Origin of the sequence: Vibrio astriarenae (assembly GCF_010587385.1) — a bacterium.
Classification (GTDB): domain Bacteria; phylum Pseudomonadota; class Gammaproteobacteria; order Enterobacterales; family Vibrionaceae; genus Vibrio; species Vibrio astriarenae.
On sequence record NZ_CP047476.1, the window covers coordinates 1,518,749 to 1,534,611 of the forward strand.

At 46.0% G+C, this 15,863-nt stretch carries 16 protein-coding genes; 11 read left to right on the forward strand and 5 right to left on the reverse strand.

The genetic code is table 11. The features are described from left to right. Positions 1 to 12 precede the first annotated feature (12 nt). Together GT360_RS20990 and GT360_RS20995 are read left to right on the forward strand one after the other, a co-directional pair. Positions 13 to 621: a cytochrome c oxidase assembly protein gene (locus tag GT360_RS20990; RefSeq protein ID WP_164650879.1), complete on the forward strand. Its 609-nt coding sequence runs from the start codon at positions 13 to 15 to the stop codon at positions 619 to 621. Continuing rightward, positions 618 to 1,556 carry a cytochrome c oxidase subunit 3 gene (locus GT360_RS20995; RefSeq protein WP_164650881.1) on the forward strand — a complete coding sequence of 313 codons (939 nt, stop codon included), beginning with the start codon at positions 618 to 620 and terminating at the stop codon, positions 1,554 to 1,556. The genes GT360_RS20990 and GT360_RS20995 overlap by 4 nt, the downstream gene beginning before the upstream one ends. 82 nt (positions 1,557 to 1,638) lie before the next feature. Here the strand turns inward: GT360_RS20995 and GT360_RS21000 are convergent, their stop codons facing one another. Then, positions 1,639 to 1,863 carry a DUF2909 domain-containing protein gene (locus tag GT360_RS21000; protein WP_164650883.1) on the reverse strand — a complete coding sequence of 75 codons (225 nt, stop codon included), beginning with the start codon at positions 1,861 to 1,863 and terminating at the stop codon, positions 1,639 to 1,641. 16 nt (positions 1,864 to 1,879) lie between these two features. Between GT360_RS21000 and GT360_RS21005 the strand changes: the two genes are divergently transcribed. From GT360_RS21005 to aroG, 6 genes are all read left to right on the forward strand, one after another. Next, complete coding sequence (locus GT360_RS21005) at positions 1,880 to 2,608, forward strand: SURF1 family protein (protein WP_164650885.1); 729 nt, start codon at positions 1,880 to 1,882, stop codon at positions 2,606 to 2,608. A 1-nt stretch (position 2,609) separates the two neighbouring features. Next, entirely contained in the window at positions 2,610 to 3,173 is a 564-nt protein-coding gene (locus GT360_RS21010; protein WP_164650887.1) for a hypothetical protein, read from the forward strand. Between the two features lie 22 nt (positions 3,174 to 3,195). Continuing rightward, positions 3,196 to 4,194 (forward strand): COX15/CtaA family protein, encoded by a 999-nt coding sequence (locus tag GT360_RS21015; protein WP_164650889.1) that lies wholly within the window; start codon positions 3,196 to 3,198, stop codon positions 4,192 to 4,194. Between the two features lie 57 nt (positions 4,195 to 4,251). Next, complete coding sequence (gene cyoE / locus GT360_RS21020; protein ID WP_164650891.1) at positions 4,252 to 5,154, forward strand: heme o synthase; 903 nt, start codon at positions 4,252 to 4,254, stop codon at positions 5,152 to 5,154. Between the two features lie 261 nt (positions 5,155 to 5,415). Then, positions 5,416 to 8,451: an EAL domain-containing protein gene (locus tag GT360_RS21025; protein ID WP_164650892.1), complete on the forward strand. Its 3,036-nt coding sequence runs from the start codon at positions 5,416 to 5,418 to the stop codon at positions 8,449 to 8,451. A 205-nt stretch (positions 8,452 to 8,656) separates the two neighbouring features. After that, positions 8,657 to 9,709: a 3-deoxy-7-phosphoheptulonate synthase AroG gene (gene aroG / locus GT360_RS21030; RefSeq protein ID WP_164650894.1), complete on the forward strand. Its 1,053-nt coding sequence runs from the start codon at positions 8,657 to 8,659 to the stop codon at positions 9,707 to 9,709. Between the two features lie 61 nt (positions 9,710 to 9,770). Here aroG and GT360_RS21035 read toward each other — a convergent pair whose 3' ends face one another. Beyond that, positions 9,771 to 10,844: a mechanosensitive ion channel family protein gene (locus GT360_RS21035; RefSeq protein WP_164650896.1), complete on the reverse strand. Its 1,074-nt coding sequence runs from the start codon at positions 10,842 to 10,844 to the stop codon at positions 9,771 to 9,773. A gap of 114 nt (positions 10,845 to 10,958) precedes the next feature. Here GT360_RS21035 and ppnP point away from each other — a divergent pair, with 114 nt between their 5' ends. Next, positions 10,959 to 11,240, forward strand: coding sequence for a pyrimidine/purine nucleoside phosphorylase (gene ppnP / locus GT360_RS21040; RefSeq protein ID WP_164650898.1), 282 nt, complete (start codon positions 10,959 to 10,961; stop codon positions 11,238 to 11,240). A 69-nt stretch (positions 11,241 to 11,309) separates the two neighbouring features. On the opposite strand, the gene GT360_RS21045 is transcribed toward ppnP, so the two are convergent. Next, a complete protein-coding gene (locus GT360_RS21045; protein WP_164650900.1) occupies positions 11,310 to 11,513 on the reverse strand; it encodes a glycoside hydrolase family 16 protein in 204 nt (67 codons plus the stop codon). 125 nt (positions 11,514 to 11,638) lie between these two features. Between GT360_RS21045 and GT360_RS21050 the strand changes: the two genes are divergently transcribed. Then, positions 11,639 to 11,947, forward strand: coding sequence for a hypothetical protein (locus tag GT360_RS21050; protein ID WP_164650902.1), 309 nt, complete (start codon positions 11,639 to 11,641; stop codon positions 11,945 to 11,947). A gap of 30 nt (positions 11,948 to 11,977) precedes the next feature. On the opposite strand, the gene GT360_RS21055 is transcribed toward GT360_RS21050, so the two are convergent. Next, positions 11,978 to 13,087: a DUF3541 domain-containing protein gene (locus tag GT360_RS21055; protein WP_164650904.1), complete on the reverse strand. Its 1,110-nt coding sequence runs from the start codon at positions 13,085 to 13,087 to the stop codon at positions 11,978 to 11,980. 479 nt (positions 13,088 to 13,566) lie between these two features. Then, positions 13,567 to 15,099 (reverse strand): DUF3612 domain-containing protein, encoded by a 1,533-nt coding sequence (locus GT360_RS21060; protein ID WP_164650906.1) that lies wholly within the window; start codon positions 15,097 to 15,099, stop codon positions 13,567 to 13,569. 159 nt (positions 15,100 to 15,258) lie between these two features. On the opposite strand from GT360_RS21060, the gene GT360_RS21065 reads away from it, so the two are divergent. Next, positions 15,259 to 15,831, forward strand: a complete 573-nt coding sequence (locus GT360_RS21065) for an aldolase/citrate lyase/malate synthase family protein (protein ID WP_164650908.1) — start codon at positions 15,259 to 15,261, stop codon at positions 15,829 to 15,831. Positions 15,832 to 15,863: the final 32 nt, after the last annotated feature.

Here is a 15,863-nt window from a genome sequence, read left to right on the forward strand (position 1 = left end):
GGAGGTTCTGCGATGGATAACCGAGATAAAAACCGCAAACTGACGATAAAGCTGCTGGGCGCGGTCGTGGCGATGTTCGGTTTTGGCTTTGCGCTTGTGCCCCTTTATGACGTGATGTGCGACGTGCTTGGCATCAACGGGAAAACCAACGCCAGTTCAGTGTCGGCACCCGTGGGGATGCAGGTCGACATTACCCGTACGGTTAAAGTGGAATTTATGTCGCATATTACTCCCAACATGCCTTGGGCATTTACGCCGCAGGTGACCTCAATGGAAGTTCACCCCGGAGAAGTGATTCAAACGGCGTATTATGCTGAGAACCACTCAAGCTCGGATATGGTGGGTCAAGCGGTACCATCGGTATCTCCGGGGCTTGGTGCAAGTTATTTTAATAAGATGGAGTGCTTTTGCTTTAATCAGCAGCCTCTCTCTGCCAAGGCTTCCACTGAAATGGGGCTGATTTTCTATATCGAGCCTGATATACCTGACTCCATACACACTCTCACCTTGTCTTATACGCTTTATGACATCTCTGACCGCGCTAGCAATCAAGCTGATGCTGAGACAGCTGCGGTACAACCACAGGTTAACGCCGAATCGTCACAAGGAGTGACCTTATGAACACAGAGCCTCATTCGCCAAACGTAGACTCAAAATCCGCTTATTCAAAAACTGAAAGCAAGGTTAGCACGTACTACGTGCCTGCACAGAGCCACTGGCCAATTGTCGGTGCCGTGTCGTTGTTCTTAGTGGCAGTAGGAGCAGGGCTTACTATTCAAAACATGGGTAGTGATGGGCCTGGCGGCGTGTTTGGCAAGGCGGTGTTATTTATCGGTTTTGGTGTATTGCTCTATATGCTTGCTGGCTGGTTTGGCAATGTGATTACCGAGTCGTTATCCGGGCTCTACTCTGAGCAAATGTCTCGATCATTTCGACAAGGCATGAGCTGGTTTATTTTCTCAGAACTGATGTTTTTTGGGGCGTTCTTTGGTGCTCTGTTCTACGCGCGTATGATCTCAGTGCCTTGGCTTGGTGGGGCGAGCAACAATGCAATGACGCATGAGCTGCTGTGGCCAAGCTTTGAGGCGTTGTGGCCACTGCTTACTACACCTGCGGGCGATACCACCCAGGCCATGCCGTGGCAAGGCTTACCACTCAAAAATACCATTATATTGCTGCTTTCTTCGATCACGTTGCATATGGCTCACATTAGCTTGGAGCGTAATCAACGTACGGCTTTGATTGTTTGGCTGGAGATAACCATCGTTTTAGCGGTGTTTTTCCTTTATTACCAAGCAGAAGAGTACATCCATGCCTATCAGGAAATGGGTTTGACACTTCAGTCTGGTGTGTATGGCAACACATTTTTTATGCTGACAGGGTTTCACGGGCTGCATGTCTGTCTTGGTACTCTGTTTTTGATTGTTTTGCTGGCACGGATAGCGAAAGACCACTTTACGCCTAAGAATCACTTTGCCTTTCAGGCAGGCAGTTGGTATTGGCATTTTGTCGATGTGGTCTGGTTGTGCCTGTTTGTGTTTGTTTATGTTCTCTAGTGCTGCTCAACCCAAAGCAAAATGTGTGAGATAGACAAATGTTGGGCGCATCTCACTGAATAGACTAGGCTTTAAAGAGGAGCTAATGAGGTGTGGGGTTGGGTTCGATCAGCCCACTGGTTAATGCAAGGATGAGCAGTATGACCACCATCGCTGAGTACATGACTCGGCGTCCGAGATAGTGGCTCATCGGTTTTTGTTGTTCAGTGTCTTCACTTTGTCGAACGAGCTGGACCAAAGCAAACGCCAAATTAAGGATGATGAAGAGCAGTAGTATGACTAAAGCCGTTTTAAACAAAAATTCCATATCAAAGACTCCTGCATTGCTGAGACCTAGACTCAGTCCGCTTCAAATATTGTCACTCAGTGTTATTACTGTGGTTGTCTTTTCCATTTTGTTCAAATTAGGTTTATGGCAATTAGATCGTGGTTATCAAAAAGAGCGCCTTGAGCATAGCTTGGTAGAGCGTGCCACGCTGCCTGCGGTACCGTTAATTGAAACACTCACGACGTCTGATCCTACGGGTTTATCCGTGATCGTTTCAGGAAGAGCGATTCCAGAGGGCTACTTGTTATTGGACAATCAAGTGCACAAAGGAAAAGTAGGATACTTGGCTTATCAGTTGATTGAGTCGCAAGAGCGTTATTGGTTGTTGGAAAGAGGGTTTGTTGCAGCCCCTGCTTCGCGCTCTGTTTTACCTAAAGTAAATTGGGTACATGGTGATTTTGTCTATCGAGGTCGCGTTTATCAACGCTCTGAGAACCCACTGAGTAATGATATTGATCCAGAATTTATTGCCCCTTATCGGATTCAAAACCTGAACATCGAACAAATCTCTCAGCTGTATGGGATTGAGATTCAGCCTGTGGTGATTCAACCCCAAGTTCAAGATTGGCCCTACCCGCAACCGTGGGTCCCCGTCCCCTTGTCCTCAACCAAGCATTTCGGCTATGCGACTCAATGGTTCATGTTGGCCGCTGTTTTTCTTGGACTCATGTTGTGGGTAACGGTGAAAGCGTTCAATAAACATCGCAAACAGCGAGGTGTATAAAATGGCGGCATTGACTCACAACCCAGTTTGGAAGGGGCGTTTAACACTGATCGCGTTGGTGTTGTTCTTTGCGATTCCAGCGATTGCCGCTTACGTGATTCTTTACAATCAATGGTATCAACCCGGCGTGACCAATCAGGGAACCTTGATTGAACCCCGGCTCACCTATCAGAACCTTGGTGTTGATTATCAACCAGAAAAACCGATGTGGCAGCTCGCGTTTATCGTGCCCAAGCACTGCGAGGCTGCTTGCCAAGAGCGGGTTACGCTGCTCAGACAAAGTTACTTGGCCTTAGGAAAATATACAGAACGTGTTGAACCTATTCTCATCATGCAGAGCAACAGTGACACATCTATGACTCAGCGTTTTGATATTCCCATTCAAGCGGTTAAATCGTTGCCCGATAGTGTTGCCGATGGTGAGGACGTGATCATTATCGACCCTCTTGGTCAGTGGGTAATGCGTTATTCCTTTGAGCTTGTTCCATCATCCGCACAACCGCAATTAATGAAGGGTATGCTGCGCGATTTCAAAAAGCTGTTGAAGCTATCGCGTGTTGGATAGAGCCCAAGGGCAAGGAGGCTTCATGAGTACCACTAATTTGGTTCGATTTACTCTTTATCTCGCTGTTGTTGTGATTGCGCTAGGGGCGTATACGCGTCTGTCTGATGCGGGATTGGGGTGTCCCGACTGGCCCGGATGCTATGGAAAGATCCTAGTGCCGCAATCACAAGAGGATATAGCAGTCGCGAATCAAGCCTATCCAGAGAGGGCGGTTGAACCGTATAAGGCATGGCTTGAAATGATCCATCGCTATGTTGCAGGGTCTCTGGGGGTTTTAATTGCTTGGATCACGGTACGATGCTGGAAAGAGCGCACCGTGAGTCGAGTATTGCCGACTTTTATTGCCGGACTCGTGATTTTTCAAGCTCTGCTTGGGATGTGGACAGTGACCCTCAAACTGTTGCCTGTGATAGTGATGGCTCACCTATTGGGTGGGTTCACCTTATTAGCCAGTTTATTCCTACTTTATTGGAAGCTCTCTCACCCACCTGTGCCACATGGTCTCCAAAGGTTGACCGGTGAGAGCAATCATGGACTGAAATCCATTGCGGCCATCGCCTTGGTGATCGTTATTCTTCAGGTCATGTTAGGTGGATGGACATCCTCTAACTACGCTGCATTAGTCTGTACTCGCTTACCTATTTGCGAGGGACAGTGGTGGACGATGCTTGATTTCTCTGGCGCCTTTGATTGGTTACAAGCTGGACATGACAATTATGAATTTGGGGTTCTGGGCTATGAGTCGCGCATGACGATTCATGTTGTTCATCGCATTGGCGCGATGGTCACAACGCTATGTTTAGTTTTGTTGATTGCCAAATGTTGGCGCTGGTCGAGTTTGAAGTCCGAGGCCATGCTGGTGGCTTTGGTTTTAACACTGCAGTTGTGTTTGGGTATTGCCAATGTGGTGTTTCATCTACCACTGTGGGTAGCGGTCGCCCACAACTTAGGCGCGGCGAGCTTGCTGGTTGCTGTGCTTTATACCAATTATCGAATTTGGACTACAGCCGTTCGAGATTAACTATCCATTCATTATCTAAAATCAGTTGGGCAGTAAGGGCATATAAGGGAGTCATACATGAGTAAAACACTAGTTGTACAGCCAAGCAGTAAAGCTGCCGTTCAGTGGCGGGTGTATTGGACACTGACTAAGCCGAAAGTGGTTCTGTTAATGTTGCTGACTGCGATTGTGGGTATGTGCCTTGCTGTTGAGGGGGCGCTGCCCTTACAGGAAACGGTTCTTGGATTGATGGGTATTGGCTTTATGGCAGGCTCTGCTGCAGCCTTCAATCACCTTATCGATCGACGCATTGATGCGATAATGGCTCGCACTCATAAACGTCCTCTGCCGCAAGGGGATGTTTCGGCTTTTCGTGTTGGCCTATTTGCGACGTTAGTTGGTGTCGTTGGTTTTGCTTTGCTGTGGTTTGGCGTGAATACGTTAACTGCTTGGTTAACCTTCTTAAGTCTGCTGGGTTATGCCGTTGTTTATACGCTGTATTTAAAGCGTGCAACACCACAGAACATAGTGATAGCGGGTATTGCTGGGGCGATGCCTCCGTTACTTGGCTGGACCTCTGTAACTGGCGAGTTAAGCGCTAATGCTTGGCTATTGGTGATGATTATCTTTGTCTGGACCCCACCTCATTTCTGGGCTCTGGCTATTCATAGGAAAGAGGATTACGCCAATGCTGATATCCCGATGCTCCCAGTGACTCATGGTGTTGAATACACCAAAACCTCTATTGTTCTTTACACTGTTTTATTAGCCTTGGTTGTCTTGATGCCCGTTTTGGTCGGTATGAGTGGTTCGCTCTACCTCGCAGTATCGACGGTCCTGAGTGCTGGGTTTATCTATTACGCATTGCAACTTAAGTATTTTAGCCATGATAAATCGGCGATTGAGACCTTTAAGTTCTCCATTTATCACCTGATGGGACTATTTATCGCCTTGTTGCTCGACCACTATTTAGTAATGTGATTAAACTATCAATGAGTAAGATTAATGGTGTACAAAATGTGCGCTTAATAGAGTATTTATGCATTAATTGTTTCATGGTTGGGAAATCGCAGTAGATTACTTCAATATAAAAACAGAATGTGATGTGGCTTCCAGTATTCATGTCACTAATAGAATCACAACCGGTTGGCTAGGTTTTCATCCCCTTAAATTCGAATACATCATAATAACGGAATGAAGGTAGGGTGAAATACAGTGACTCTTATCGCTTGCAAACAACACATGAAAACTATAAATCACTGTAATACACATCGCCCCACGGTGGGGGTGATTATGCCACTGCTCAGTGGCTTCTACATGGGAGAGTTATGTATCGCACTGCGCCAAGTGGCAAAGCAGCAAGATATAAACCTCGTCTTTATTCGTTCCGGTGAGAGCCGCAACTACGAGTTGCCCATCGGCTTTGACAGCTTTGATGCGCTGCTTGTGGTGCTGCATAGTGCGGCTCATAAACTCATTGCTAAAGCGATTGATCGCAACATTCCTGTTATTTCGCTTGGGGCAAGTTATCGTCCTCTTCCTGTCGAGCAGTTTTATAGTGACCAGAACCAAGGGGTCGCCTTGCTCTACGATTGGCTGTGTGATTTAGGTCACGAGCGGATTGGGTTTTGCGGAGACTTAAGTGTCAACGACATACGCTTGCGATTTAAATCATTTCAACAGAAAGTGCGGCAGCATCACGGTGAGTTTATCTCAGGTGATTTCTTCTCGGTCAGTGACTGCTCCTTTGCAGGAGGACGCGAAGCGGGTAAAGCTTTTGTTGAGAAGCAAAGCGAATGCTCTGCGGTGATTTGTGCCGCCGACCAAAATGCCATCGGTATGATTCAGCAACTAAAATCTCAAGGGCTGTCTTTGCCTGATGATGTTGCTGTTGTCGGTATTGATAATATCTTTTTGGGCGAAAAAGCTTCAGTATCGCTCACTACGATCGATCAAAACCTCGAAGAGCTTGGGCGTAGCTCACTTCTGCGAGCAGTTGAGCGTATTCGCGGTGCCGCTTATAGTGCTGATACGGTAATGATCCCACAGCGTCTGGTGGTACGAAACTCATGTGGTAGCGGCGACATGAAGCCGAGCCATGAGGTGAGAAAAAGTGTTCGACAGCAAATGATGTCAGCAGATTCGCAATCACCGGCCGAGTTGTTTGAAAGCTTCTATTCTCAAGCAAAAGATGGCTTCGACTCTATCCTTGATGCGCAAAACTGCTTTGGCTACCATTTTGATGAGGCAGTGTTGGCTCACTGTCAATCTCAGCATTATCAAGTAGAACAAACCCTTTATGCTAATGGCACAAGAGCAAAGCCCCTATCGACGGATAACAAGATAGCCTTTAGCGTCGACCAATTTCCCACCGCAATGCCGAGTCAGCACTATGTGTCCACGGTTGTTCCGGTAAAAACAGGCTTCGATGGTCACTGGAAACTGCTTTGTATTAATGATTCTCAGTCTATCGATCAGGGGGTGGGCTCATACTCAATGTTCTCTAACTACCTTGATATGCTCGCGCTGTTCATTGAGCGCGATGCTCTGCTTGAGACGGCGAACACAAGGCAAAAGAGCCTGCAACAGATCCTTCAGCAGCTTAAAGTTGTGTCTAATACCTCCAATGATGGCATCTGGGATTGGGATTTAATTACCAATAAGTTGACTTGGAATAGCCGACTCATTGATATGCTTGGTGTGACCGATATTGTCCGAGACTCCATAGACTGTAGTGATTTGTTTTCTTATATCCATCATGAGGATATTTCGTCGATTGAAGACAAGATCCATGAGCATCTGATCAATGATGCTCCTTTTAAGACCGAATTTCGTATGCGCACCGCATCGGGTGATTACTTGTGGGTTCAAGCCAACGGTGCTGCAGTGCAAAATAGCCATGGTCGTCCTATCCGTTTTATTGGCTCACTGACTGACATCACGCAACAAAGAGAAAGCGCCGAAAAAATCCATCATATGGCGTATTTTGATGCGCTAACAGGCATCGCTAACCGTCGTAAAATTATGCAGGACATTAATTTGTTCATTGGCGCTCATCAAGAAAAGCGACGCGCTGTGATGTTGATGGACCTGAATCGGTTTAAAATGGTGAATGATACCTTTGGCCACCATACTGGGGATGCGTTGTTGCGACACGTATCAAAGCAGCTGTGTGAACTGCTGGGTGATCGCCAACAAATTGCCCGTCTAGGCGGAGATGAATTTTTGTTTTTCTGCGATGTGCAAAACCACGATCAGGTCAATGAACTCACCAGCCAGATATTACGCCGGATTGCTCGACCTTTGGTGTTCGATGATATTGAGTTGGAAGCTCAGGGGAGTATCGGCGTCGCGTTTTATCCTCTAGACGGCAGCACGGCGGATGAGCTGATTAAAAAGGCTGATGTTGCAATGTATAAAGCCAAGCAAGCGGGTGGTGGGCGTGCAGTTGTCTACTCTTCAGAGATGGACTCTTCTACTCAGAATTTGGTCACGATGGAGCATCACCTTAAAGGCGCGCTTAAACGAGACGAAATAGGTGTCCATTATCAACCTCAAGTTAGGGCTGATGATAACACCGTGGTGGGGGTTGAGGCGCTGGCGCGCTGGCGCTCGCCTGTATTAGGCGATGTCCCACCTTATCAGTTTATTCAAGTGGCAGAAGAGAGCGGTTTGATGACCTCCTTTGGTGAGTACATCTTAAATCAAGTCTGCCGTGACTTATCTTCATCCGAATGGTTGAGGGGGCTCAACCGTATTTCAATTAACGTGAGTGCGAAGGAGCTGGTTAACCATCACTTTGCATCCTCTGCAATACAAACCATTCTTAACCATAAGCTGCCTCTGTCCCTATTCTGTTTTGAGATTACAGAAACAGCGGCTATCTCTGACTATGAGCAGTGTAGCCAGGTGCTGTTGCAACTTCACTCAGCTGGCATTGCTCTCTCTCTCGATGATTTTGGTACTGGCTTCTCTTCGTTATCACTTCTCAAGCGATTGCCATTAAATGAAGTAAAGATTGATCGATCGTTTATTCGCGACATCGTTGATGGCCAAGCGAACTTAGATTTTGTGGCCACCATGATTCTCATGGGTAAAAGCCTAGGCTATCAAGTCGTTGCTGAAGGTGTTGAAACTGAAGCGCACTCAATGGCTCTAAAGAGCACCGGAATCGACATCTTGCAAGGTTACTCCTACAGTAAACCTAAACCGCTACATGAGTTAGAAGCTATTTATTGCAAGGCGCAAGCTCTTGGAGTGAACACTCTCGACGTCTAGCATCATCAATGTGTGTAAGGATATTTTTACGGCTCAATATTTTTGTAAAAATATCCTTAATATTGCCTTTTGTTTAAAAAAGTGATTGAAGTTCGCTTTTTGAATGGTTAACTTACCCCTAAATCAAAACATAATTGAAAAAAGTTTCAGTATTTGAGCTGAGTATAATTTTTAAAAGCTTAAAGATTTAAGGATGAGGTAAGCGATGTTCCAGACCGATGATGTAAGAATTAGCAAAGTAAAAGAGCTTTTGCCACCAGTGGCTGTTTTAGAGAAGTTTCCTGCGACGGAAGTTTCCGCAGCAACCACGTTCAATAGCCGTCAAAGTATCTCTAACATGCTAAAAGGTGAAGACGATCGCTTGTTGGTGATTATTGGTCCGTGTTCAATCCACGATCCAGAAGCTGCGCTTGAGTATGGTAAGCGCTTAAAGGAGCTTCGTGATGAACTGGGTGACAAGCTTGAGGTTGTGATGCGTGTGTATTTTGAAAAGCCACGCACCACAGTGGGCTGGAAAGGCTTGATCAATGACCCGTATCTCAATGACACGTTTAAGATCAATGATGGTCTGCGCATGGGACGCAAACTTCTGCTTGAGTTGACAGACATGGGCATGCCAACGGCGAGTGAGTTCCTAGATATGATCTCTCCACAGTATGTGGGTGACTTGATCAGTTGGGGCGCGATTGGTGCGCGCACAACAGAGTCTCAGGTTCACCGTGAACTTGCATCTGGTATCTCTTGCCCTGTTGGCTTTAAGAATGGTACAGACGGTAACATTAAGATTGCATCAGATGCGATTCGCTCTGCGAGTGCTTCTCACCACTTCTTGTCAGTGACAAAATACGGTCATTCAGCGATCATTGAGACAGCAGGTAACGAAGATTGTCATCTGATCCTACGTGGTGGCAAAGAGCCAAACTACAGCGCAGAGCATGTTGCTACGATCAAGAATGAGCTTGAGGCGTCAGGCTTACCACAGAAAGTCATGATTGATTTTAGCCACGCGAACAGCTCTAAGCAGTATCAGCGTCAAATGCTGGTGGCTGAGGATGTATGTGGTCAAATTGCAGGTGGTGAACAAGCTATCTTCGGTGTGATGATTGAATCTCATCTTGTCGAAGGTCGCCAGGACCTAGTCGATGGTTGCGCACCAACGTACGGTCAGTCGATTACCGATGCGTGCATTGGTTGGGATGATACAGAAAAAGTACTACGTCAGTTAGCGGCAGCGGTTGAAGCGCGTCGCAACGCTTAAGTCATTTATTTAAGATGATTGGAAACGGCTTCCGTGTCACTACGGAAGCCGTTTTGCGTTATTAATGGGGTGACTCTTGTCGGTCGTTGATAACATTGAGTGTTTGGGTTGGGTAAGCGATGTCTGCGCCATGCTCATGTATGATATTGAGAATTTTGAGTAGCACGTCCTGCTTTACCTCATGGAAGAAAACCCAGTTGACGGTCTTGGTAAAGGTATACACCATCAAATCAAGTGATGAGGCGCCATAGCCATTAAAGTTGACGATTAGGGTTTGTGTGGTGTCGATCTCAGGGTGGTTTTGTAACATGGCTTTCACCGCGTTGACGATGTTTTCAAGCTGCGCAGCATCTTGGTAACGAACGCCGATGTTTTCTGAGATACGGCGATTATGCATACGTGATGGGTTTTCAACCACGATATTACTGAATACCGAGTTCGGAATGTAGAGTGGGCGTTTGTCAAAGGTGCGGATTACCGTCATTCGCCAACCAATGCGCTCGACAGTCCCTTCTATTTGTCTATCTGGACTGCGAACCCAGTCGCCGATTTTGAACGGACGATCGAAATAGATCATCATGCCGCCAAAGAAGTTGGATAGTAGATCTTTTGCTGCAAGACCCACAACCAGACCACCGACACCACCAAAGGTGAGAAGACCGGTTAAGCTAACTCCAAGGCTTTGGATGATGGTGAGTAGCCCGATAACAAAGAAAAATAGTCGAGCGACTTTACCGATAGCCTCAATCGTGGACGGATCATGTTTTTCTGACTTCAGTGTATGTTGCTCAACCTCGCCGACCAAACGAGTACAGAACCAGATAAAGATAAGGATCAGCAAAATGTGTTTGATGGTGGCTAACCATTCATGAGGCGTATCTGAGAAGTAGTCGAGAATCACACCCATTGAAAGCGTTGCTGGCCAGAACCAAATGAGCAAACTGACAGGTGACTTTGCAGCAAGGAGTAGGCTGTCATCCCAACTAAATCGAGTACTCTGGGTTATGGTTTCAAGTCTTTGGTATAGAACCCGCCAAAGCCCCCATATGATTAAACTTCCGATAGTGATGGCAAGGACACTCTGTTGCCAATCCCCCAATAGAACGGTCGCTTCAGTGACGATTTCTTCTAACATGCGTGCTCTTTTTCTTTGTGAATCTCTCTCGATTATAACTTGGTTTACAAATCGTTAAACATCTGAAATTATGCAATATCTTAATATTTTGATAGTAAACACAAGGAAAGAGTGATGATTAAAGAAAACACCTATTTTGACGGGGGCGTAAAGTCGCTAGGTTTTTCTCAACAAGGAGCGGACAGCAGTGTTGGTGTGATGGCTCCGGGTGAATATACCTTTGGTACGGTTGCGGCAGAACGTATGACGGTAGTGAAGGGGGCTTTAACCATCAAACGCCTCAACGATGAAGAGTGGGTCACATTCAACTCTGGTGAAGCGTTTGAAGTGGCTGCTGAGTCCTCGTTTGACCTTAAAGTCGAAGTTTCAACAGCGTATTTATGTGAGTATTTATAACGCCTACAACTCAGATGGCTTTTGATAAACGCGTACATAATCAATAGCGAAAGTGGCTGGAAATGAGCCTTAGCCTGGTTCTCCAGCCCATGCACCGCCGACCGCGAGGTTCATAATTAGGTAGTGTGGTTTGTGAAATGGATTGAGTTCTTTGTCAACCACATTGATGTCGAATTCATGATGTCGCTTCTCGTCAACATAGAATCGGATACTCTCCGGTGTCCACTCCACTACATGAATATGAAGTTCATCCCCAAACGTCAGTGTTATCAATGCTTGGTCTGTAATTGATTTGTTTCGGCAATACATTGAAACAATTGAGTGAAGTGAACACACCACGAACACTAATATACTTACTAAACTATTAGTAAGTAGTCAGGGAAGCGTGGAGGTGTGTTATGGCAGTTGTACCAAGACATACAGGCAATAAGCCAGTGCGAGATCAATATCGTGGAGATATGACCCTTGAACAATGGCATCGCTTCACTAGGGTGGCCAATGCTGCAGATGACAGTCGCTCCCAGGCACAATCTTTCGACGACGACCTTACAGTAAAATCGAATCATGCCAAAGATGACATTGTAAAGGAAGTCGCCCTCATGTCTGTCGTTCGTTCAAAAAAACACAAATCTGAAAACATTCGTTATGCCATCTGGATTAGTGTTGCCGGACTCTTTTTCTTGTGGGTCATGTACATGCTTGGGTGAAACTAGATCGGCTTACACTCTATTTGACCATTATTTTGCAACCAGACCATTGGGAAGATTGATAAATACCTCTGGGTGATGGTCGATCGTCGGCCCGACCCTCGGTGGTTGCCAGTCTAGCAGCATTATTGCTAGTACATTACGGTGTTCTCCATAAGCGAAATCAAAACTGCCTGTTTCGGAGGGCACCATTCCCTGCTGAAGGTCGACGGATTGCCTGATTGCTTCTCTTGCTTGTGCAACGAAAGGGTCTTCTTCGAGACCAGCAAGCAAAAAGCAGATGCCCACTTCGGCAATCACATCTTCTTTGGTGGCGCTTAGGATTTGATCCTGGTTGTCGCGAAAATAGTCAAATATCCATTGATGGTCAGATTCTTCCACTGGGCGTTGATAATACTCCGAATCAGCCAAAATGATGTGTGTCATACCGTAGAGTTTGTTCATGAACTGCTGTTTCGTCAGTTCTTGGTCTTTGTTGTCGGGATAGACCTCTTTAAAGCGTTGCACAAACAGTTGTGTGTAGTCTTCTTCGCCAAGTTGTTTGAGCCAATAGACTTGGTTTGCCAACTGCGCCGCCCAGGCTTCAATCATGTCGCGATCCGTGACGAAAAAGCGAAAGTCGTATTGTTTGAGGATTTTCCTTAGCTTTTCGTCCTGCTTGTGCTTAAGTCCATACTCGTTTGCTCTTGCCATTGACCCAAGTAGGTCAACCCCAAGATAAAGATACTCTGGTGTCCACTGTGTTGCGTGATAGCGTCTGCGACTTCTTTCATCGTAATCATCTAAATAGCCGAGCAACCGTTTGAGTGAGTATTGGGCAATTTCCTCGTCAGTGTCGATAGTATTGGCGAACAGGTTTAGTCGAGTAGCAATCCTAGTTAAGTCACTCTCGATCGCTGAAATGTATCTTGGGTCATGAGTTTGGCGGTAAAGGCGAAGACCATAATGCCCCTTTTTAAATTGCGGCAGTTCATCTAGGCGAGTTTCGTAAGTCAGTTTGATTAACTCAGCAGTATCTGCCTCACTAAGGCCGCTGTCTGCGAGCACTAAGGGTGTGGTAAGTAAGGTAGAGAGTAGGATTGAGAGAAACCAGTTTGTGCGAGTCGCAAACTGAGTCAATGTGGCCGTTTGCAGAGGCATTGAAATTTCCTTTTTATATTGAACCCTATTTGCTTCGGTTAGGGATACCGGAAACAAGGACAAAATATGACCGAGCAAAACGTTGCTTCCGTTGATCAAATATAGCATCACCGGATTGAGCCTTGTAAGTAGATTGTCAAAACTCATATTGATAGGTTATTGGTTGCATCTTAGGTATTGCGAAAGTGAATTTTGTTGCAAAATGCAATCGAAAATATTTGCATTAAGCAAATGCGTGCAATTTGTGAGGTTCACTTATGCACAGAGTTGGTCTTAAAGTGGTCGAATAGTCACCAAAAAAGGTGTTTTCGACCGTTTTTAAAAGTTGGCACACAGAATGCATTAATGACAGTGACCCTTATTAAGCCGAGGGTCACCTAGCCAACTGACGTTGTTAGTGAACCTTTATTGTTCACAAAAAATATAGCGCCAATCACTCTTACTTTGTGATTGGCTTTTTTTTTGCCTAAAATTCGCTATCACGGCTTTTCTACCACTGATATTGGGTCCCCATAACAACTTGGTTCTCGTGGACATGCGGCACCGCGCGCACAAATAACGCGAGCTGGGCCATTCAAACCACGTTCAATCCAATTGATGTTGAGTATCTTTGCGATAGTGGTGAGGTCTTTACGGATTGTCAAAGGAATCTGGGCGCTGCCTCCAGATTGGACACACACTTTTTTCAACTGCTCTGCCATACTCACAGCATCGCCCCCTTGTGCTTCTATAGCAGGATTAAGGTCTATTCCGGCACAAAGCACCCGATTATTGCCTGCTAAATCCATCATGTTTGCAGACTCACAGCAATAGATCCGTGGTTCATCACCAACATGTAAAATAGAGATTTGAGCCGAACTGCCAGACTGGGGTTCGGATAAGCGTCTGAAGACCGCCCAATGCTGACAGGGGTCGTTAACCTGACGCATATTTCCCCACGGAAGCGGAATACCATTTCCTCTATATACCGCTTTTAGCTTGTTCTGCCCGTAAGCGTCGAAGTAGTGCCAGTGGGGGTAGGGAGAGACCACGGTCATCCGACGCATTGCAACAGAGGGAGAAACGCCGGCTTTTTGATGAACACTGATTTCATACCCATTACGATCAAGGAGTTGTCTGTAGGGTACTTTCGGACACAAAAGTGCTCCAGCGAAGAAACTCGACTCAAAATCGCGCCATGCTTGAAGGATATCTTGTGAGTTCAACTCGACGTGAGCGCTCTGATGGATGTTGTCCTCCCATGTGTTCGCGCTGCCTACGAGAAGAACGTTTTTTAGGCTGTCTCGGTTATGTAGAACGCAATGACCGATATAGACACTTAAATCGTACTTCAATCGGGTTGGGTAGTCCTTTAGGACCTCATTAAGGTATATCGTACTCGGTGGCTCAAAGAAGGAGCTAATTACCTGTTTACTGCTCACCCCTAGCTCATCCACCACGTCTTGGGGAGTACGCTGTATCCATCGGATAGTGACTCCCAACGATTTTGCAATATCGATTAAATCTTCAACGCTCATGTTGAGTCGCTTTAAACCGACCTCTTCCGCGGCTCTCTCAAGGTCAGGGAAATGGTTTTGATTGCTTTCTTGATGGGCGCGAATCAACAAATGAGCAAACTGGCGACCTGTAATTCCTGCCTGAGAGAGCATTTCAGGGATGGCTATCTGTAAAATGTCATTAGAAAACAGAAAGCTAGGCTCTAGAGCCATGCCACTAATCCCCCCTCTACGCCCTTTGTCTGGGGTTATTGCCTCTTGTTCTGGCTCATCATCTAGGAACCAGGCGGGGTCTTTTTGAAAAACTTGGGCAATCACCGATAGCATATCCACGCTAGGGACTCGTTTACCTCTTTCTATCATGGAAAGATAAGACACAGAGGGGGCATAGTCGGGGTCGATACGTATGCAGCGAGCAGACAAATCTTCCATCGTAAGGTGATTGCGCTTACGAAGGTTGCGTATTTTGGTCCCAAGAAAGTGGGACTGGCGGACTAAACTTTTTGACAGGCTCATTTTGTAAAATTCACATTGTAAAATTTTTGTTGTGAAATTGTAGTTAGTTTTCGGCTAATCTACCAAGTAAGCGACATCACAAATTTAACCGAAACTTAAACGTGTGTTTGAAATATTCGCTGTACAACAAAATGACGAGTGCTGTGTGAGGGAATGACCATGAATATGCTAACGATGAATACAACAACATTTGAGAACAAGAAAAAGCCATTTATCGCTGAAGCTGTTGTCGCGGTCGAAACGCTCGCTGCAGAAGCAACAGACCAAAAAAGCTGCCAGAGTAAACAAATCTTAGATGAGCTGTTTCCTTTAGAGTCTGGCTCACATCAAGACGTGACGGCTTATATGATTGATTATCGCCACTTGGTTGCTTACTTCAAAGATGGCACACATTCAGGTTTACGTCATCCAAAGCACTTTGTGGCCTATAACGGTGAGAAAGAGACGCCGTGTTCAATATTGTTGCGTGACGGGCAAGGTAGCCATGTTGAAGTGATGATGGGATGCCATCGTGGAACAGGTTGCGTAGAGCTCACCCGTATTGACGATATTCAAATAGAGTGCTGCTCGACCCTATCGCAACAAAATCAACCGTGTGAAGTAGGTATGCGCCACTGGATTAGTTTGATTAAGAGTGATCGTAAAGGCAAACCTGCGGCGCGCAGTGAAGATAAAGAGTTTACTGCCAAGGATGGCAATGACTACACGCTTGAAACGTCATATCAGCTTTAATCAACCCCGCAGCCTAGAAACAAAAACGACCA

Bases quoted from the DNA above. Each gene is read 5' to 3' on its own strand.
- ppnP (WP_164650898.1), top strand. From the start codon at position 10,959: ATGATTAAAGAAAACACCTATTTTGACGGGGGCGTAAAGTCGCTAGGT.
- GT360_RS20995 (WP_164650881.1), top strand. From the start codon at position 618: ATGAACACAGAGCCTCATTCGCCAAACGTAGACTCAAAATCCGCTTAT.
- GT360_RS21060 (WP_164650906.1), bottom strand. From the start codon at position 15,099: ATGAGCCTGTCAAAAAGTTTAGTCCGCCAGTCCCACTTTCTTGGGACC.
- cyoE (WP_164650891.1), top strand. From the start codon at position 4,252: ATGAGTAAAACACTAGTTGTACAGCCAAGCAGTAAAGCTGCCGTTCAG.
- GT360_RS21010 (WP_164650887.1), top strand. From the start codon at position 2,610: ATGGCGGCATTGACTCACAACCCAGTTTGGAAGGGGCGTTTAACACTG.
- GT360_RS21025 (WP_164650892.1), top strand. From the start codon at position 5,416: ATGAAAACTATAAATCACTGTAATACACATCGCCCCACGGTGGGGGTG.
- GT360_RS21000 (WP_164650883.1), bottom strand. From the start codon at position 1,863: ATGGAATTTTTGTTTAAAACGGCTTTAGTCATACTACTGCTCTTCATC.
- GT360_RS21015 (WP_164650889.1), top strand. From the start codon at position 3,196: ATGAGTACCACTAATTTGGTTCGATTTACTCTTTATCTCGCTGTTGTT.
- GT360_RS21065 (WP_164650908.1), top strand. From the start codon at position 15,259: ATGAATATGCTAACGATGAATACAACAACATTTGAGAACAAGAAAAAG.
- GT360_RS21055 (WP_164650904.1), bottom strand. From the start codon at position 13,087: ATGCCTCTGCAAACGGCCACATTGACTCAGTTTGCGACTCGCACAAAC.
- GT360_RS21050 (WP_164650902.1), top strand. From the start codon at position 11,639: ATGGCAGTTGTACCAAGACATACAGGCAATAAGCCAGTGCGAGATCAA.
- aroG (WP_164650894.1), top strand. From the start codon at position 8,657: ATGTTCCAGACCGATGATGTAAGAATTAGCAAAGTAAAAGAGCTTTTG.
- GT360_RS21035 (WP_164650896.1), bottom strand. From the start codon at position 10,844: ATGTTAGAAGAAATCGTCACTGAAGCGACCGTTCTATTGGGGGATTGG.
- GT360_RS20990 (WP_164650879.1), top strand. From the start codon at position 13: ATGGATAACCGAGATAAAAACCGCAAACTGACGATAAAGCTGCTGGGC.